At 55.5% G+C, this 19,657-nt stretch carries 17 protein-coding genes; 10 read left to right on the top strand and 7 right to left on the bottom strand.

Annotated features, from left to right (window positions below):
* The first annotated feature begins 8 nt into the window (after positions 1 to 8).
* The 8 genes from OSO_RS46070 to OSO_RS0132975 all read left to right on the top strand — a co-directional run bounded on the left by OSO_RS46070 (position 9) and on the right by OSO_RS0132975 (position 12,334).
* Positions 9 to 941, top strand: a complete 933-nt coding sequence (locus OSO_RS46070) for an NAD-dependent epimerase/dehydratase family protein (RefSeq protein ID WP_010587155.1) — start codon at positions 9 to 11, stop codon at positions 939 to 941.
* Positions 942 to 1,111: 170 nt separating this feature from the next.
* Positions 1,112 to 2,236, top strand: a complete 1,125-nt coding sequence (locus OSO_RS0133020; protein ID WP_010587154.1) for a hypothetical protein — start codon at positions 1,112 to 1,114, stop codon at positions 2,234 to 2,236.
* Between the two features lie 453 nt (positions 2,237 to 2,689).
* Positions 2,690 to 2,926, top strand: coding sequence for a hypothetical protein (locus OSO_RS0133010; RefSeq protein WP_010587153.1), 237 nt, complete (start codon positions 2,690 to 2,692; stop codon positions 2,924 to 2,926).
* A 611-nt stretch (positions 2,927 to 3,537) separates the two neighbouring features.
* Positions 3,538 to 4,734 carry a BtaA family protein gene (locus OSO_RS0133000; protein WP_010587151.1) on the top strand — a complete coding sequence of 399 codons (1,197 nt, stop codon included), beginning with the start codon at positions 3,538 to 3,540 and terminating at the stop codon, positions 4,732 to 4,734.
* A gap of 101 nt (positions 4,735 to 4,835) precedes the next feature.
* Complete coding sequence (locus tag OSO_RS0132995; RefSeq protein WP_010587150.1) at positions 4,836 to 8,369, top strand: PPi-type phosphoenolpyruvate carboxykinase family protein; 3,534 nt, start codon at positions 4,836 to 4,838, stop codon at positions 8,367 to 8,369.
* An 83-nt stretch (positions 8,370 to 8,452) separates the two neighbouring features.
* A complete protein-coding gene (locus tag OSO_RS0132990) occupies positions 8,453 to 9,361 on the top strand; it encodes a ThuA domain-containing protein (RefSeq protein ID WP_157605806.1) in 909 nt (302 codons plus the stop codon).
* A gap of 283 nt (positions 9,362 to 9,644) precedes the next feature.
* The gene (locus OSO_RS0132980) at positions 9,645 to 11,417 is read left to right on the top strand and encodes a leucine-rich repeat domain-containing protein (protein ID WP_010587147.1); all 1,773 of its coding nucleotides are present in this window, start codon (positions 9,645 to 9,647) and stop codon (positions 11,415 to 11,417) included.
* Positions 11,418 to 11,686: 269 nt separating this feature from the next.
* Positions 11,687 to 12,334: a hypothetical protein gene (locus OSO_RS0132975; protein WP_010587146.1), complete on the top strand. Its 648-nt coding sequence runs from the start codon at positions 11,687 to 11,689 to the stop codon at positions 12,332 to 12,334.
* Positions 12,335 to 12,383: 49 nt separating this feature from the next.
* On the opposite strand, the gene OSO_RS0132970 is transcribed toward OSO_RS0132975, so the two are convergent.
* The 7 genes from OSO_RS0132970 to OSO_RS46060 all read right to left on the bottom strand — a co-directional run bounded on the left by OSO_RS0132970 (position 12,384) and on the right by OSO_RS46060 (position 18,433).
* Positions 12,384 to 13,637: an NADH-quinone oxidoreductase subunit D gene (locus OSO_RS0132970; RefSeq protein ID WP_010587145.1), complete on the bottom strand. Its 1,254-nt coding sequence runs from the start codon at positions 13,635 to 13,637 to the stop codon at positions 12,384 to 12,386.
* 52 nt (positions 13,638 to 13,689) lie between these two features.
* Positions 13,690 to 14,214, bottom strand: coding sequence for an NADH-quinone oxidoreductase subunit C (locus tag OSO_RS0132965; RefSeq protein WP_010587144.1), 525 nt, complete (start codon positions 14,212 to 14,214; stop codon positions 13,690 to 13,692).
* A 285-nt stretch (positions 14,215 to 14,499) separates the two neighbouring features.
* The gene (locus OSO_RS52400) at positions 14,500 to 15,078 is read right to left on the bottom strand and encodes an NADH-quinone oxidoreductase subunit A (RefSeq protein WP_010587142.1); all 579 of its coding nucleotides are present in this window, start codon (positions 15,076 to 15,078) and stop codon (positions 14,500 to 14,502) included.
* Between the two features lie 7 nt (positions 15,079 to 15,085).
* On the bottom strand, positions 15,086 to 15,547 hold the full coding sequence (locus OSO_RS0132955; RefSeq protein WP_010587141.1) for a DUF2203 domain-containing protein: 462 nt from the start codon (positions 15,545 to 15,547) through the stop codon (positions 15,086 to 15,088).
* Positions 15,548 to 15,631: 84 nt separating this feature from the next.
* Positions 15,632 to 16,201, bottom strand: a complete 570-nt coding sequence (locus OSO_RS0132950; protein WP_010587140.1) for a NuoI/complex I 23 kDa subunit family protein — start codon at positions 16,199 to 16,201, stop codon at positions 15,632 to 15,634.
* A gap of 366 nt (positions 16,202 to 16,567) precedes the next feature.
* Positions 16,568 to 16,834, bottom strand: coding sequence for a hypothetical protein (locus tag OSO_RS0132945; protein WP_010587139.1), 267 nt, complete (start codon positions 16,832 to 16,834; stop codon positions 16,568 to 16,570).
* 465 nt (positions 16,835 to 17,299) lie between these two features.
* Positions 17,300 to 18,433, bottom strand: a complete 1,134-nt coding sequence (locus OSO_RS46060) for an ISAs1 family transposase (RefSeq protein ID WP_010587138.1) — start codon at positions 18,431 to 18,433, stop codon at positions 17,300 to 17,302.
* Positions 18,434 to 18,746: 313 nt separating this feature from the next.
* Between OSO_RS46060 and OSO_RS0132925 the strand changes: the two genes are divergently transcribed.
* A complete protein-coding gene (locus tag OSO_RS0132925) occupies positions 18,747 to 19,316 on the top strand; it encodes an Imm42 family immunity protein (protein WP_010587137.1) in 570 nt (189 codons plus the stop codon).
* Positions 19,317 to 19,436: 120 nt separating this feature from the next.
* A complete protein-coding gene (locus tag OSO_RS0132920) occupies positions 19,437 to 19,616 on the top strand; it encodes a hypothetical protein (RefSeq protein WP_010587136.1) in 180 nt (59 codons plus the stop codon).
* Positions 19,617 to 19,657: the final 41 nt, after the last annotated feature.

Genomic DNA, 19,657 nt, shown 5'->3' with positions numbered 1-19,657 from the left:
GATCTGGCGTGAGTATCAGCGTTCTCGTCACCGGCGGTAGTGGATTTGTTGGAACCTGGGTCCTTCGTTCACTGATGGAACGAGGTCTTGCGGCCGTCGCGCTGGATGCCCATGAAAATCGCCCTCGCTGGGAGCGGTTGCTGGGTTCAAACGCGACCCGAGTCCCATTTGTCTCGGGTAGTTTGCTGGATCGAGCGCTGCTCGCGGAGGTCTTTGAGCGTCATCGCATCAGCCATGTCATCCATCTGGCCGCGCTGCTGACGCCCGCATGCCAGCAAGACCCTTTCCTGGGATGCGAAGTCAATGTCCTGGGCAGCGTGGCGCTGTTCGAGCAGGCGGTGAGATCGAAGATTCAGGGGCTTTCCTATGCCAGTTCACTGGCGGTGTTCGGCCCCGAACCCGATTCCGCGGGCGGGTTGCTGGCGACAGCCGCTCCCGAAAACCGTTCCCCCAGCTTCTATGGCGCATTCAAGAAAGCGATGGAGCTGATTGCGGAGCAATACTGGATGCATGCCGGCCTGCCTTCGGTCGGAATCCGGCCGCACGTGGTCTATGGCCCAGAACGCGATCAGGGCCTGACGGCCGGACCATCGCTCGCGGCGCGAGCTGCGGCAGAAGGGCGGCCCTTTCAGATCAATTATCGTGGCGTGGTGGGTTACGACTATGTCGAAGACGTGGCGAATGCATTCGTGCAAACGGCACTGCAGACGCCACCAGGCTCGATCGTCGTCGACCTGCCGAGCGAAGCGGCGACCGTTGAGCAACTGGTCACAGCCATTGATCTTGCGGTTCCCGGTTCTGCTCGCACGATCACAATCGAAGGGCCGACTCTGCCACGAAATGATTCGCCACGCACGGATCTGATTACGAACGTGCTGCCTGACTGGCGCGCCACCTCAATCGTGGATGGCATCCAGCGAACTGTCGATTTCTATCGCTGACCACGGCGCGAGGTCTGTTGTTCGGCGAACCCTGGATTCATTGAAATCCTTCGCCTGAACTGAAAACCCCTCTTGAAATTCCTCAACGACCTCTGTCTAATCACCCCTCGCAATAGTCATTCCGTCTTACATCAGCCCGATTGACTTAGAGTCGGTTGAGGAGATTGGCGATGTCGGTTGATCGACGCTGGATCGCGTGGGTAACGTACCGGTCGCTTCTTGGGATCATTGCGATCGCCATGACGTCCAGTCCTCCAGAATTGCATGCGCAAGATTTCTTACGAAAACAAGAGATTGAACGCTGCATCCAGGCGGCCAGTGAGTCCGCCAAGTTGATTCACTCGTTGCACTATCGCATGGTACTTCGCAGCCCCGACTTCGCGAGAGAACTGGAATTCTGGATGAAGGATTCGAAGTATCGCGCCCGTGTCCCGAAGCTCTACGTTCGCAACGGAGGATTAACACCTTCGACGACTCCTGATGACCATTGCGGGGACGAATGGGCCGCCAACAATGCGGACTCATGGACCTATACCGGGAAAGAAAATGGCCCGTCACCATTGCCGATGGGGCTGCTGCATCTGGCTCAATTCGAGTGGCTGTTTGACGATTTCACGGCCGGACGATGGCCTATCGTGCAGGATCCATTTACCTGGAAACGGATGCTCGAATCGAATGACGTGTGCTCGACGGTGCGGCGGGAGAATCTGGACGGCCTTCCCGTGCAGCAGATCATCCTCTTCCACCACCAAAGCCAGTATCGGCTGGATGTCTGGCTGGCCGAATCGCTGGGAATGTACCCTATGAAAATCGAGTCTCTCGACCCCCAGCGTAAAATCTTGCATTCGTCGGTTGTTGAGAAATATGTGACCTTTCAGATGGGTGACCAGTGCACCGCAATTCCGACTCGCGTCCGCGAACTCAGAACGTCGCCCATCTCGACCGATGATCCAACCTACAATATCTTCGAAATCGTCGCAGGGTCACTTGAGATTAACCCTGACTTTCCCGATGAGCTGTTTGCCGCGGTGGACGAATCGATCCCAGAGATCGTGGAATCGAAGTCCATCCCGATTCGCGACTATCGCCAGGTTCCTCCCACTGAACCTGAAGTCGCGATCGCTCCGCTCGCAATCACCGCCCCGCCACTCGCTCCAGGCACAGGCTCAGTCGCCGCCCCGGCAGCTCAACCGGTCGCCAGAATTCCGGTGCTCGAGTACCTGTTTGCGGCGGCGGCGGCCGGCACGGCCTGTTGGGGCATTCGCCACTCCGCCGCGCGTAACCACGTTGGCTGAGCCAATCAACTTGCTCCGGCTGTGAAGATGGCGGTGGCATGGGCTCCCCATCCATATCGCGACAACAATTCCCGGATGAAGTCTCCAGGAAGACGGGGCAGTCAGAGACCTTCAACGCCACTCATCTCCGAGAACCTGGGCGAGATACCAAGCATGGGTGATTAGGTGTTCTGCGGCTTGCGGATTCAAAGACAATTCTCCTTAAATTCTGTCGTGATTCTGCGAATTTCTTTTGACGGTGTGAATTTCAACGGATACGGTTCGTAGGTGGTCGAGCCGACGGAAGGCTCGACGTCATTTCTTGAACTCACATGGACATGGCACGGAAGCTGAATTCGTCTCACTTCGATCTCCAGCCACATCCTCATTGCAAACGATTGTGCGTGCTTGCCACATCAACGCGGTGCGGTTTGCGGTCAGGTTGAATGTCTGTCACTTCATGGAGGACTCAGAATGAGCATTGCCTTCGTCCCATCGTCGCCCGGACTGCCCCACCTGCTCGAGTTGGTTGAACAGGCGGTCCATATCAAAACCGGTGGTCGTATTCGCGGGTTGTCTGTTCGAGTCAACGATGGCCGTTTGATTGTCTCGGGAAAAACCTCCAGCTACTACAACAAGCAGCTTGTGACTTGTGCCGTCCAGCGCGCGGTCGAAGACATGTCGGTCACAAACGATGTCGAAGTCTGCTAGTGGCATCGACACTTTGTCATGACGGGTTCGCGCGCGGCGAGTTCAACGGGCGGCCCGCTCGGCCTTGAATGTTCGCTCGACGAAGTGCTTGGTGGTGCTGACTTACTGCCCTTCAATTCAGAGCGACACCCGCCCACCGAAAGCCCCGCAATCGCACCCTCGGTCCATTCTCTCAACCGATGGAGTTCGCCTCGACGGCGCGTGTCAGCGACCTGCTCGTCCGCCCCAGAACGACTTCACCCCGGCGAGGACTCCCGAGCGGGCTTCGATCTCGATACAATCCAGCCGTCCCGCGGATTCCTGATCGCCCCTCGAACACCCCCTGCATGTCGCACCTCACGGAGTGACGGACATGAAGTGGATTCGGTTTGCGTTGGTTCGCACGCGGTCATCCAGCTTCCAAACTCCGCTTTCACGACGCCGACAACAGAAATACTGGCTCAAACCCTGACCAGAATGCCGTCAGGAAGAACCGTCAGGGTCTCGGTTGAGAATCGGCTCGCGTTACACCAACATAGTGAGCGTTTTCCGACGCGAACTTCGAACAACTGCGCGGTGAATTCGACCTGTCCCATTCCGCTTCCGATTTTCGACAAGAACAGACATAAAATATGGTTGTAGAACGACTTAGCAAAACATGGTTCAACCTCGTTCACGGACGGAACATTGTCTACAACCAGTGTTGGGAAGACCCACGGCTCGACCGCGTCGCGCTGGAACTGACGCCGCAAGACCGCGTCGTCGTGATTACATCGGCGGGCTGTAACGCTTTGGACTATGCCCTGGCTGGTGCAGGGCACGTCCACGCGGTCGACATGAACTCGAAGCAGAATCATCTGCTCGAATTGAAGCAAGTGGGGCTGAAGCACCTCGACTATCCGACGTTCTGGAAGCTGTTCGGCAAGGGAAGTCTTCCCGAATGGAACGAGGTGTACCCTTCCCTGCTCCGTCCAAACCTGACGTCCGACGCCCGGAAATTCTGGGATCATAAAGGGATTCTGTTTCGGCAAGGCCGGCGTAAATCGTTCTATTTCCGCTGTACGAGCGGAACATTCGCCTGGTTTGTGAACTATTACGTCGACCGTGTCGCCAAAATGCGTGACGCCGTGAACGCGTTGCTGGCCGCCGAGAACGTTGAACAGCAAAAGAGCCTGTTTGAGCAGTACGATCTGGCGAAGAAGCTTTGGAAGCCGATGATCAAGTTCGCGATGCGCCGCGACGTGACGCTGTCGCTGCTCGGCGTTCCACGAGCTCAGCGGCGTCAGATTGACGAAGGGTATCCGGGCGGAATTCTGCAATTCGTGATGGACCGCGTCGAAGCAGTGTTCACGAAAATTCCATTGAAAGACAACTATGCATGGCGCGTCTACCTGACCGGTGAGTACTCGCCCGAAGCCTGTCCTGAATATCTGAAGCAGGACAATTTCGAGCGTCTGAAGAACGGTGTCGCCAATCAGGTCTCGCGTCACACCAACACGATGCAAGGATTCCTCGAAGGGCAATCCGAGCCGATTACGCGATTCATCCTGCTCGATCACATGGACTGGCTGTCGAAAGATCCCGCCAAGAAGATTTTGACGGCCGAATGGCAAGCCATCGTCGACCGCGCCGCACCAAATGCGCGCGTGCTCTGGCGGAGTGCCGGACTGGACGGGACGTTTATCAATCCGATCGAAGTCAGCATCGATGGGAAGAAGAAGACGTTGAAAGAGATCCTGTCGTACAACGATCGCCTGGCAAACGAACTGCACCCACAGGATCGCGTCCACACTTACGGCAGCTTTTGTATTGCGGACATCCGAAGATGAGCCGCAATACGTGTACAATCTTCGATCGGCGGGGGGTACGCTTTTCCCCAGGCTCCGACCGCGTTCTTTGATTTTGTGAAGAGACAATTGACGTGAAAGACATGAAACTCGCCTTGGGATTCGAGGGCGATCGGGCATCCACGGTTCGAGACCAGGAACGGTTAGAACTACTGCGATATTTGAATCTCAAACTCGCAGCGAACGGATTGCCGGTTTCTGAAGCCGCGGGCGGCACCGAACTTGTTCAACTCGCCGCAGGTCTTATCACAAATTTTCGCGAGAAGACCCGGCTGCTGTACGATCACCGCTGTCCCGTCGATCAGCGGATCGAGACGTTTTTGAATTCGTATTTCGCCGACGAACTTGCGGCTGAAGTTCGCGCGAATCCCGCCGCAACGACTTCGAATAAGCTGCGCGTCCCTGGCCGCGCGCTGGTCTGTGATCGTCACGGATTAACCCGAGAATTGTCTCTGCCTGCCGATGGTGATGAACTCGAAAGCGAATATCTGCACTCGTATCGCGTTCGCAACGGCGTGCTGCACAACCCGCGATCAGACCGTCGCACCACAGTCGGTACCTTCCATGTCTGCGAAGGGGGATTGGCAATCCCGGGCGACAAGCGCGCGGTCCCCAAACGAACGTATGTCGAACTGTTCCGACATGCCATGAATCCACCGCAAGATCTGTTGCTGTTGCCATTCACCGCCAATCAAGCCGACAAAGCGCGGTACTGGGTCACGGTGCTCTTACGCCCGATTGTCTGCCCAGAAGTTCCGGGTTATTGCCCGCGAAAGACGATGGAGGTGCGATTCTTCGCACCAGGTGCGCTGGTCAGCAATCTGGATTTCGTCGAATCGATCTTCGGCAATGCGGGCGATCCGTTCGTTCCGATGAACGACGCGGCCCTGGATGTCGAACACTGGTCTGGACACACCGGTTGCGTGATCCTCGCACCGCATCTGACACGGTTAACCAAGAAGCAACTGGGTTTGCCCCACGTGCGGGAAGCGACACCGCGACAGATCAAAGACAAGATGTGCTGGGAGAAAGACGACGAGCTCTACAACGGCGGCGACGCATTCAAAATCACCTGCCGAAACGAAGCCGGTGTGATCGTCACCATTATCGCCGATAACTATTTCGGCTACTGCAAAAAAGAAGTCAAAACCCAGATCAGCTACGCCGCCAACTTGATGGGAAACGTCGAAGAAGAACATGCCGGTGGCGCACTGGTCTTTCCAAGTTGGAGCCTGGGCGAAGAACTGCAAGTCAACAGTCGTCGCTACAACGGCCGCACGTTTGACGATGTCGTCCGTGAATATTCGGAATGGATCGACGTCCAGCCGGATGGGTATGGAATCGATCGTCATTTTCCCGACCTGTACTACATTCCCGAAGACGCCCTGGCCGACCTGCGGCAGCAGAACATCTCGTGGACGCGTGACGGGAAGCAATCCAGCATCCCACTGCTGCCCGGCAAGATTTACATGGCCCCCTCGGGTTACAAAGTGCGAATGGAAAAGCACCCGTCGGCGCCCTCGTGGCGAATCATTGGGACAGCGGCCGAGGGCACCTTCTGTCACAAACCGTGCACCGTGAGCGGCGGCGGCAAGAGCGAAATCAGTAAGTCGCTGGTCGACTACATGCAGTATGGTTCGGTCTATGTCTCGGACATTAAAGAAGACCTTGATCAGGTCGAGAAAATCTTCGCACGTGATTTCACGGATCGTTGGATCCCCTCGATGCGAAAGGAACAAAACTACTCGGTCCATCCGAGCCGTCCAATCCTGAGCCCCAAGCGGTCACTGGGCAGCGTCATCAAACTGCTGACCCCGTCCGAAGATTACACCGATGACTACAACGAGTGGCTGGCGAAGATCCCCAGTCACGTCTACGCCCTGGTCTATGCCATCAAGCGTTTCTACGACCCCGCCTGGGGCGATGACTGGCGCGGCCATTTCAGCGTCAACTTCGTCAACGGCAGCCCGGGGCACGAGCTGAAAGTTCACGACCGACAAATTGTTGGGACGTACCTGCGCGTCGGTCTGTCCGGTCACCACGGCTGGCGCACGTTCAAAGTTCGTCAAGACTTTGCCGCTGCCACCAAAATTCAGAACGAAGACGACATCAGTGCCTCGGTCGTTGTTCCGGTTCGATCGCTCTCGAATTTGGCTGCGGATGCCAGCCTGTTCAGTCCGGCCAGCGACCAGCCCACGACAGCGACCGATTCGGTGAAGTTCGTGTCGAACTGCGAATATCGGTTGTTCCAGCGTCCCGATGACGCCGTTCATCGCGGTTTTGACAAGCAGGCCGAAGCCGACATCGCCCGCGAAGGTGCGAACTTTATCTCGAACTTCGAGCCGCTGACACGCGACGACATCGAACAAATCACTCAAAAAGTTGTCGACTTCGACGCATTCACGCCACCGATGAAACGACTGCTTGAGTCGGCACTGGAATCGAAAAGTCGATTCGTGGTCTGCTCTGACAAGCCCCGCATCGTCGATGGAGCCCCCTCCAAGAACCCGCGCTATCTGCAAGACCGTCCGGATGTCGTGAACACGATGGACCGTTATGTCGCGCAAATGGGAACTCGTTTCTGGCGCAAGATTCCAGCCCGCTTGCCCGTCCATTTGCCGGTCAATGCCGTGCTGTCGGGTCGACGCAACAATCCGCCAGAACCCGCGAAAGGGATTCGCAGCCTGGCCGTGTATGGCCCGATCCATTTCCAGGAATTGCCCGAGCTCTTCATGGACTACATTTGCTCGCTGACGGGCAAGAGCCCCTCCACGACGGGCGCAGGAAGCGAAGGCGCGTTGACCAAGGGCCCCTTCAACGCGGTGATCCCCACGGCCGACATCAATGCGGCGCTAGTCTCAATGATCTTGACGGACCTGCCCGGCTATTCAACCGCGGCAGGTTACATCGGTCCGAATGCACGATTCGACCACGATATCAGCCTGCTGATCCCGGAAGTCTGGTGCCGCATGTCACCGGACGAACGCGATCCTCAGTTCCTGCTTGCCGAACGACTGCTCGAGCCGATCAACGATTTTACTCACAAGGGTGAAGCGATTCCGGCCAGTCGACTGGGCTATCGCATCACCGATCGTTTTGTCCGACGCTACTTCGGGCGTGTGTTCGACAATCCAGACAAAGTTTTCGATCGATCGATCCTGCAACCCGAATCACAAGATCTGGATTCGTTCGCAGACGGAATCAAGTACATCGTCGAAGCACAACAGCGATCAGCCGCGCAGTACTTCGAAGATGGATCGATCGAGAATGCGTGTCCGCCGCTCAAGCTCCTGCTGACCATCATGGCTCATGGCAGCTACGAAGGAAAAACGGAACGGGATCCTTGGGTTCGACAGCAATTCACACGTGAATCGCTCTTCGCGAGCGACTGGTACCGCGAGCGGTTGGCAACCAAGCAGCAGCGCGATGTCGTGCTGTGGGAACGTCATCGCGATTACCTGGCGGGCTACCTGAAAGAGCGGCCCCAGATCGATCCAACAGAACGAGACACAATTGTCGGGCGCCAAAAGACGGTGGACGCGGAACTTGATCGCCTGCGCCGTCCCGAATATCTGAATGAACTGGTTGGAACGCTGGGAGCGGAACCAAGGATGTGAGTGTCGAGCCGAGTGAAACGCGGCGGAACTTGCGATATCATGCCTGTTCTTCGTTCGGTTCGATCACTCGAGAGGTGCACACTATGAAGTTGTTCCGTGCCTTTGCGGCAGTCTGTGTCGGCAGCGTGCTTTGTTCGTCGTTGGCGACGGCCGCCGACAAAGTCAAAGTGTTGATGCTGACACAAAGCGCCGGGTTCAAACACGGCCCTGTGACCCGTGACCCGAAGAATCAGCCCAAGCGAGACCTGGCACCCGCCGAAGTCGCGATGACCCAACTGGGTCAGCAGACAGGTCTGTTCGACGTGAAATGCACGCAGGACGCCGCTGCGGACTTTACGAAGGCGAATCTGGAAAAATTCGACCTGGTCATGTTCTATACGACACTTGACCTGCCCATCGCCGACGCCGACAAGGACTATTTCTTCAAAGAGTGGCTGCCGAAGAAAGGGCATGGATTCATCGGATTTCACTCGGCGCTCGATACCTTTCACGAATACGAACCCTATTGGGACATGATCGGCGGCACGTTCGACGGCCATCCATGGAACGCCGGTGAACTTGTCACAATCTCGGTGCATGACACCAAGCATCCCGCGATGAAGCCGTTTGGCAGCGAATTTCAGATCAAGGACGAAATCTACTGGTACCGTCACTGGCAGCCAGAGAAGGTTCGCGTCCTGATGAGTTTGAATCTGGAAAAGTGCGAAACCAAGGGTGAGATGAAAAAAGGGCCCGATGGCAAGAAGACCAATGAAGTTGCCAAAGCTCGACACGTCCCCGTTTCGTGGGTCAAGAATTACGGCGAAGGCCGCGTGTTCGTGACAAACTTGGGCCATAACGAAGCAACCTGGGTCGACAAGCGATTTCTGGACCACGTCACTGGTGGGGTAAAATGGATTCTGGGTCAGGAACCTGGCGACGCCACCCCCAATCCTGAAGTGTCCAAGGAAGAAGAAGCCAAAGCCCTGAAGGCGGCCGGTCTGGCGAAATAGCCTGCGCATTCGCTTCAATTCGGATCAACGGGCGGCCACTCTTCTCAAAGGGTGGCCGCTCTTGCATTGAGGCCCGTGTTTTTTGTCTCGATCGTCGATCTTATCCAAGGACGCGCGCGGTTTCTGAACAGGTACTCCTGCTCGAATGGCCCCTCGATCGGGGTTCGACTCAGAGAGCCTGATGAAATCGCTGTAAGGTGGAACCTGCTGGAACGAAGTTGCAACTGCCCGACGAAATTCGTGCGTGTGACGTTCTTGATTCTTCAGCGGTGAAACCAACGCCATGCGTGCTCCTCTTCTGTCGTTGATCACAGCGACGGTGCTCGCTGGCAGCCGCCTGATCGCCCAAGACGGTCCCGATGTCTCCAAGGCGGTTCAGAAGCTTGAACTGTTAGGTGCTTTGATCGAGCGAGATGCTGAAGCACCGGATCATCCCGTCATCGGAATTGCGTTCGAGGAAGCCCACAAGTTCAGTGAGAAGCATTTGCATTTGCTGAAACCGTTCAGCGATCTGAGCGATCTCGACCTGCACGCGATTCCGATTTTGGATCGAGATCTGAAAGAACTGGCGGACCTGACAAGTCTTGTGAATCTGAATCTCAGCGACACCAGAATTACGGATCGCGGTCTGTTTCATCTGAAACGACTGACGAACCTGGAAACGGTCTGGCTCCAAAACACCTCGATCACCGACGCGGGGATTAAGGAACTGGCCAGTTTCGAACGTCTCGCGGAGCTCAACCTGAGCGACACTCGAATCACTGATCGCGGTCTTCGTGAGTTGTCAGACTTTCAGAATCTCACGACCCTTTGGCTGCAAAACGTTGAAATGACTGACGACGGATTGCAGGCGTTGAAAAGGCTCAAGACCATCACCACGCTCGACCTGAGCAATCTGAACGGCTTAAACACGATCAGAATCACGGATGAAGGCCTTGAGCAATTGAGCGACCTTCCGGAATTGAGGCACCTTTATCTCGCCAACATCCCCATTGCCGATTCCGGCCTGACGTCGCTACGACGCCTCAAACATCTGACAGTACTGGATCTTCGTGGCACTCAAATCACGGACGAAGGATTGAATGAACTGCGAGGGCTGCACGAACTCGAAACGTTCAAGCTGACCAAGACACAAATCAGCGATGCCGGTCTGACAGCACTAAAGGGACTGAAAAATCTGACAACCCTTTTGATCGGCTCGAACCAGATCACCGGAACCGGACTTCAGGAACTGACGAACCTCGACCAACTCAAGACGCTCGACTTGAGCGACACTCAAGTCACGGACGTTGAGCTAAACCGGCTGAGCTCAATACGAACATTGACCGACCTCAGGCTTTCCGATACCCCCATCACGGATGTCGGACTGAGATCGTTGCGAGAACTGAAACGATTGCGAAGGCTCACCCTTGGCGGTACACAAATCACTGACATCAGTGAACTCAACCACCTGCGCGATCTCACGCATCTCGACCTTCGAGTCACACCGATCACCGACACTGGGTTACACGGTCTGGGGGATCTCAAGCACCTCACAAGCCTCAACCTCGATGCGACTCAAGTCACCGACGCCAGTTTGAGCGAACTGAAATGTCTGGTCCACTTAAAGGAACTCAGCCTTAGCCGAACCGCGATCTCGGGACTTGGCTTCAAAAGTCTTGAAAGATTGGAACAGCTCACAGTACTCCGTTGCGATCGGTGTTTGATTGCGGATGAGGGCCTGAGAGAAATCTGCACGCTGAAATCGTTGAAGACACTCGTTATTTCAGGCACGCGAGTCACCGACGACGGCCTGGCTGAACTGCACCAGCTCGAAGGGCTGCAAGAACTCAGAATCGAGAACAACGCCCTCACCGATGCCGGCATGAGTGAACTGATGGTGTTGGGAAAATTGCGAACGCTGGGGATCAGTCACAACAAGATCACAGACACGAGCCTTTCCGACATCAAGCGCCTGAAAAATCTCACCATGCTCAGAATTCGAAACACCGAAATCACCGACTCGGGTTTGAACGGCTTCAAAGACGCGCGTCCGAATGTCTCCATCTTTCGCTGAGCTCATCCATTCTGTATCCCAGCCCAGCATTCGCGACGGACTTGCCATCTGACAGCCCGTTGAAGTCACGGGGACTGGCTCGGATCAGATGAAACAACGCCATGACGCCCCGACGACCCAGGTGCCTGTCTCCCATTCTTCAACAGGCTGCTAACACAAAACAAGACGGATTGCTTCGATCATCGTCTTCTCAGTACGATCAGGGACATTACGGACCGGACAGATTTCAACCGGATCAATGACGGACTTGCACTCGGGTTAGGCAAACCATGGCCGAGTCGACATTCAGCACCGAAGCCCAACCATTGATGTGGCCAGACGACATCCAGAAGCGGCGGGGGCCGATCTTGTTATTCTGGATCGCATGCCAATGGTTCTGTCTTGTGATGGGAACAGTCGGTGTCGTCATAGCCTACTCGGCGCCACGAACTTCGGGAATGCTGTCCTCGGGCACGTTCCAGGACGTGCTGCTCGGCGCCCTGCTGATGCTGTTCTCATTCAGTTGGGCCACCGTCACCTACTTCGCCTGCCACCAACGTCTGTGGGCATTTCGGGCAGGCATTTGCTTCAGCGTCGTTGGGTTCGTAGGGCTCGCAGTGGCTCTTGCGGTGCCGATTTATCAGCTTGGAAACATCAAGGAAGTTTGGGCGCTGGTCAGTTGTTTGACAATTCTCATCACCCGCAGCATCCAAATCGGAAACGAGAAAAACGAAGCACGCGGTTCAACCTTGATCACGTGCTATGTGATCGAGGCCGCTTGCACTCTGATCTTATTCTGGCGACTTGCCGTCTCTCCGAATTCGCCCGAGCTCAGATCCGCGATGATCAATCTCCTCGTTCTCACGGGTCTCTTGCAAGTGCTGAGGCCCTATGCCAGCACCTGCCGAAACCTGGTTCGGGGCTCGATCGATTCGTGAACTAAATCATCGCCTGCTGAATTCCAAGTGGAATCACGTCCAGAAGACGTTATCTGTCGATCTCGCCCATCACGATATCGAGAGAGCCGACGATCGAGGGGATGTCGGCGATCAGGACGCCTTGGCAGAGCGGGCCGGTGACGGAAAGGTTGCAGAAGCAGGAGCTCTTCGCGCGGGCGCGGAAGGGTTCCGCATCGCCGTCGCCAATGACATAGAAGCCCATTGACCCCTTCGGGCATTCGGTTTCCAGATAGACTTCGTCAGAGGGAAGTTTCTGATTCATCTTGAACGGGACACGATATTCCCCCTTCGACGACGGATAGCGATCAAGGGCCTGACGGACGATTTGAATCGACTGAGCCACTTCCATCATGCGAACGAAGAACCGGCACCAGTTGTCGCCGAGTTTCACATCGGGCGGAATCGCTCCGAACGCGGGATCGGTGAACGGTGCGACCGGGATCTTGAAGTCGTATCCTTGGTACATCCGCGTGTAGATCGGCTCACCGTCGCGACGCAGGTCAAAGTCAACGCCGCTACCGCGCAGGACGGGTCCCGTGCAGCCGTAGCTCATCGCCATCTCGGGCGACAAGACGCCTAATCCGGCCGTGCGGCGGACGAAAATGGCGTTGCGCGTTAGCAGAGTGTGGTATTCTTTGATCCGCGGCGTCATCCAATCCAGGAACATCCGCAGAGCATCGGCCCAACTGAGTCGCATGTTGGGATCACGTTCGGTCAGTTGCGCCAGGCCCGGTGGAATCGTGATTTGATCGGGCAGATCATGTGTCGCCCCGCCAATCGTAATGTAGCTGTAGGTCAAACGCGCACCACAAACTTCCTCGAACAGATCGAGAATGATCTCACGCTCGCGGAAGGCATACAGGAACGGACTGAACGTTCCCAGGTCGAGACCATACGCGCCCATCCCGACGAGGTGACTGGCGATTCGGTTCAGTTCGGCAATGATCACCCGCAGGTTCATCGCCTTGTCGGGGACTTCCATGCCGATCAATTTTTCGATCGTCAAAGCGAACCCGAGGTTCATGTTCATCGCCGCCAGATAGTCCATCCGGTCGGTGTACGGAATCCACTGCGGCGGCGACAGATTCTCGCCGATCTTCTCGGCACAGCGGTGCAAATAGCCGATATGCGGCGTGACTTCATGGACGATTTCACCGTCGGTCCGCAGCAGCAATCGCAGCACACCATGCGTGCTGGGGTGCTGCGGCCCCATATTGACGAGCATCTCGTCAGTACGAACGTCGAATTCAACGATGCGAGGATCTTCGAGTGTCAGACTCATGATGTCTATTCCCAGCTTGAGCGGCGTCTAGAGAAGGGATCAATGCCGAGGTCTACTTCCCACGCACCCCGTGATACTCCAATGGGAACTCGTAATCTTTTCGCAGCGCATGCCCTTCCCAATCTTCCGGACAAAGGATTCGCCGCAGATTCGGATGATTGGTGAACTCGATTCCCACCAGATCATAAGCTTCGCGTTCGTGCCAGTCGGCGATCGCCCAGACACCTGCAACCGACGGAACCTGGGGCAGTTCGCCCGCCACATCATTCTTCCACCGCGGCATTTTCACTTTCAGCTTGCACCAATGCTTCAGGGAATAGCTGTAAAGGTGATAGACGACCTCAACATGCGGTTCGCATGGTGTTTTCTTTTTGGGGTCGGTTTCCAGCCAGTCGGCTGCCGTCAGATCGTTGAGAGATTCGAACTTGAGCTCGGGGTCCGTTCGAAGGAATTCGGACACCTCTGCAATCGATGGCACCGCCACTTCGATCCACGGATCTTTGACGCCAGTCTTCAGCTCGCGGATCGCGTCACCGAAGCGAGTGACAAGGCGCTGATGGATGTCTTCAATCTTCATGGAATCGATTCCGGGAAGTTCTGGCTTCGTGTGGGAAACACGATCCGGACGCAGCAACCACGTCAGATCGGACGACAAGTTTTGTTGAGTGCGAGCGGGAACGAGTCGAACGTATTACAAAGTTCAGCGAGCGATGTCGGAAGGCCCACGGCCACAGAATTGCGATTGACGGGAATCAAACTGTCGCCCAGCCATCCGACGGCCTCACTGGCTGCATGAAATCGTGGAAACCAGCTGCGCCAGGTTCATCCCGGCGCTCGACGGCCCCCACCCTCTGAATGAGCTTTAACTGGCGGTCAGGGAATCAGGCTTCCGCACCGCTGACTGAGACAACGGATAGGTCGTGGACACCCCCAGTCGCAGTCGTTGTTCTGCGGTGGACCGGACCCAATCGAGGTCGCCGCGTTTCCAGACATACGCGAAGCCCACCAACAGCACACCAAAAAAGACGAGCACGTCGACAAACGTGGTCCAGCCGAGCGTCAACGCGGCCGCAGCATCAATCTGGGGCTGATTGGCGAGCGAGCCTGTGGGGAGCGCCAGCAGTTGTTCGCTGAGGTGTTGTCGCGCGGCAGCGGACAGGGCGGTGTCGGCGAGTTGCATGGCGTTCCCGAAGACCGTGGCCCAAGGGAAGAAGAACACCACTTCGACGTCGAAGATGATGAACAGCAGTGCGACGACGTAGAAACGCAGGTCGAACTGAATATAGCTGCTTCCAATCGTGGGTTCACCGCACTCGTACGCGGCGTCTTTCTCGGGCGTCGGCAACCGCGGCCGGACCAGCTTGCCGATCAAGAGTGGTGCGAGCAAGAAACCAATCGCAGAGATCGTGAAGACGAGAAAATGTCCAACAACTTCAGTCATGGCGAGCTCATTCTTTCTGGCTGGCGGCGGAGCCCTCAGAATCGTCTTCAGTCAGTTCCTTGCGTCCCTGAAACCCACTCTCGAGAGTGTGCCAAAACCCGACGGAGGGCTCACCCAGTTTCCAGCACAGGCAAACTTCTTCACCGTCACGTTGGGCCGGAAAATCCACCAGGCCCATCACCGGGTCTTTGAAATCCACTCCCAACTGCTGCAGTTCGTCGATGAAGCCCTGCAATCGTTCGACGTCCCGTTCCAGTTCCTGCTTGATCTGCTCGACTTCTTCGGAATACGGATCGCCGGGACGAGCATCCTTGGACCGACCGCGGGTAATCCGCGTCAGCCGTTCTTCCCGATCTTTGACTTCCGGATACAACTCGACGATGTCACTGACGATTGCTCGGACCAGTGGTAACGTCTGGTTGGCGGATGCCACCGAAAAATAGTGCCGGGGTGCCAGTTTCGCACTCATCGTAGCTCCGCCTTTTTTTGGCCACTGCTCCGCAGCAGCGAAAACCTCTCTCACGGAAACCCGGCAAGACAATAAACGTCTGATTCACTCGTCAGTCGGCGCAAACTGAAAAGGACTCGGTTCACCCTTGACCCATACCGGCTCATACAACACTTTCGATTCAGCCACCGCCGTTGGATTAAGTGTCGCTTGTCCCCAACCGACTTCCAAGGGCAACTTGGCATAATCCACAATGCAGCCGTCGCGACTGTAACAACTGAGATCGTGATTGGAACCCATGAAAATACAATCCACGGGACAAGGTTCGACACACAAAGCACAGAACATGCACTTGGTGTAGTCGATCGTGAAGCCGTTCACGCGGAAACCCTTGCCAACGGGACTTTTTTCTTTTTCGATGTAGATGCAGTCGACCGGACAGGCCACCGCACACTTTTCGCAGCCGATGCACGTCGTCAGATCGAACCGATGAAAACCACGATAACGGGCTTTGACCGGGACCGGCACTTCGGGGTATTCGAAGACTTCGGTAAATGTCTTGCGGCGATACGTCCAGATCATCGTCCGCATCGTCACCCACATGCCCTGGAGTAACGTGGAAACCGCCACGTAGACGTTGCGGCACCATTCACGGAAATTCCGAATCGCCTGCATAGATAGTCTCGCTGAGTGAACGCCATGCGGGACGTTCGCCGTCGCGTCAACCGGGGAGCCCGAGCACAGCGCAAAGCTCCCGCTTCATGAAGACCGCTGGATTATAGGACGCCCCCGCTTCAACGCAAGCGATGCAAACCATTGCCAAACATGGATCTCTCACAAGTGAGAACCGCAGATCCTCCCCACTCGACAGGCCTCACCAGACTGGCGGCACAGCTCCTTGGCATGCAACTGATATCGAGGACGCGGAAACGCATCCCAACGAGTTGAAATCAAAACCAGAGACGTCGCGATCAAGTCGCCCGACACACATTGCCAATCGTTAATGGATCAACCCAGCGACAAGAACGTCCGCCGTACCTGTCAGCGACACCGTGCCCGATAGAGGCCCCCGCACGTGACCAGCGCGACAACGCAGACTCCTTTCAAAACGAGCAATGACAGGGGCCGCCACCAGGCACCCGTGAAGACTTCGATCACATCAGATATCCCAAACAAGACAAACCAGAATGCCGCCCAGCCACCGAGCTGTCGAAACCGACCTGCGCCCCTGCTTTTCCACCAAACGACGCCGCTGACAATCAACCAGAACACCGCTTCAAGAGCATTAAAAATGGCGACTGCGTCCATAAGTACGGCTTATCCGCGAAACCTCTTTGATTCACTCAAACACGCCCCTGCTGCCACAGGACCAATCCATAATCTTCGACCGGCCAATGGAAAACACAGGCAACCAGCAGAACCCGATCATGCCTTGAGCCCCAAATGATGACACACCGCTCGCCACCCCCGAAAACCTCATCACCACCGGCCGGCATGCACAATTTCGAAACACTCCGACATCGACGAATGCTCGCGCCCCTCTTCGCCCACAGACATCCCAGAGACACTGCCGCCTACAAGTACACGCAGAACATCTCGACTCCCGACAACTTGACGCAGGGAACGGGTGGATCGTGGCGACACCAACCCACTCAACTGCACGCCCTCCAGACAATCAAGCGAACGATGAAACTCAGCGCAACACGCCGCGGAACCCCAATCGAGAAAACAAACCATTCATACGGGGGGGGACAAGTCCAGGGCAATCGAGCGTTAATCCTCAGAAAAACCAGCGAGAAGCCTTTCAAACGCGGATTCATCCCAGCCGCAAATCTTTCGTTTGCTTCGAAGGCTTCCTTTGATCGAAGTGTCCTGTTGCAAAATCGTGAGCGCCAGTCGGCGGAAAACGGAACTAATTTCGGGCCCCGTTCCTTTCCGAATTCGACTCGAATCCTCTGTAAATGTTACATCTAAGATATGATGCTGGCAGTTTTCGATACTCCAGTGAGATCGAAGAAGGTCGCGATGATTGCGGACCTTCGAAGACAGGCTGCTGATGAAGCAGTCTTGCCATTCGATCTGTTTGCCGTCGACGTCGCGTGTCCGATAGATCGCACCGATGGTTTGGATATTCGGCCACCTCGAGAAGATTTTCGAATTCTTCGGAGCGGGCATCACCACGACTTGTCGCGTCTCATCTCGGCCGTGACTCGTTTCGGCGGAGGCACATTGTCGCAGGCGAGAATCATTCTCTTCGAAGGCTTTGGCCAGCACTTCCCGGATCTCTGATTGCAGTGATTTCTGGTTTCCTTTCGCGACCAAGACGTAGTCCGCTCCTTTGTCTGCGATCTTAGCGGCCGTTTCGATCTGGCAGTGCATCGCGTCGGCCGTGACAATTGCTCCTCGCAGATCGATGAGATCAATTAACTGCTGAACAGCCGGGATTTCGTTGGATTTGTCTTCCACCGATTTCAGGCCCAGGCACAGTTTCAGCCCGCACACCCATGCCGAGACCGAGTGCAACGCGGATTTGGCAGACGCCTGATCGAACGACCCGCACAATGTCTTGCCGTCAAAGGCGACTGTCTGACCCTGTAGCGAACCGGCGATACTGGTGGTCCACGACTGCAAGGCGGCGTAAAACTGCACGCTGTCCAATCGGGCGAAAACTTCGCTAAACGTGTCGTGCGAGGGAACACCGAGCTTGAACGGCAGAAACTTCCGAAACCAAGCGAGTTTGGCATGACCGAACTCACTGACGTCGACCCAAGAGTTGCAATCACAAATCGAGCCGCACAGCGCAACGAAGACCATTTCGATCAGAGGATAATTCTGACCACGATTGACGCGGGGATCTGTAACTTCTTCAAAGTACTGCGTAACTGTTTCAACAAATGCTGAGGACACGAGTCAACTCCGTTGCTAAATGATCAGAGAAATCCAAGCCCGAATTCGCGGGGCTTCCCTGACCACTTCCTCACGCAATAATCAAACCGTGACTTCGACGCTCGATTGCCCTGACAGAACCCTCTAATGTTCAAGACTTGTTTGACAAGTCGGTTGTCGATAAAACCGGTGTTCGCTGGGCCAAAGATTCGGATGGAGTATTTCACCGCTTTAGCCGTCCAAGCAATGGCGAAACTCACTGGAATGGCTCGACGGCCGGCGCAGGTCCAATTCGACTTGAGGATATACCAAACTACATTCGCAAAGAGTTTAAATGATTGTTGGCGACCCATCTGTATTTGCGATAGAGTCACATATCGCATGTGCCTACGAACGATTAAGTGCTCTCGCTTTAGGGTTTTTCGTAATAATTATTGATGGGCGTGTCTATGGAGTCCGGCAGAACAAAGCAACAATGCTTGCCTGCTCATTTCAAGAAGTGATTAGTCGATTAAAGAATCGTGGACAACACCGAGTATCGGTTGCGACCGACGCCCGGGCGGCGGATATCGCAGACGACTTTCGAAATGCAGTTTACAACGATGACGAACTTAACGCCAACACTGGTGTTCCCCTCCCTGAGTATAGCAGGATCTTACACAATGCTCGCGCAGTTTGGGCACCTGATGGTGATGAAGCTTTCGATGATGGCAGTTATGTTCTTCAGTTTGATGTAGACGAGCGAGTTCGCCTGATCGCATTCAAGACTAAGGGCAGGCTTCATGACCCCAGCACGCTGAGTGACATATGGATATCGGCAGATTACTACTATAGTGTACTTAAAACGTGGAGCCTAGGATTTCAAGAAGAATGGTCGGCGCTACCAAAGAAGGCGGAGGTATAGTGGTATGGGTAACCATGGGGACACAGCATCTTCATCGGATCGATTGAACTTCGATTCAAGAAATGTTCTATTTTTTCGGTGTGGTGAATGAAAAGATTCTGCTGATTAAAGGACCTTGTCATGGCTCGCCTGTCTCGTGCGGAGGTCTTTGCGCCGGATGAGATCGCGATCGTGCATGTCATGAATCGCGTGGTGCGGCGATGTTTCCTGCTGGGAACCGACTCGGTGACCGGCAAGAACTATGACCACCGCAAAGTATGGATCGAGCAGCTTCTCCAGCAGTTCGCGGCGCAATTGTAAAAGTTTAGTTGACCGATTGTGTGCCCGTGACGTTTACACGG

This window comes from Schlesneria paludicola DSM 18645, assembly GCF_000255655.1.
In the GTDB taxonomy this organism is placed as follows: domain Bacteria; phylum Planctomycetota; class Planctomycetia; order Planctomycetales; family Planctomycetaceae; genus Schlesneria; species Schlesneria paludicola.
Note: the sequence above shows the minus strand (reverse complement) of the source record. Positions and strands in the feature narration are given on the sequence as shown.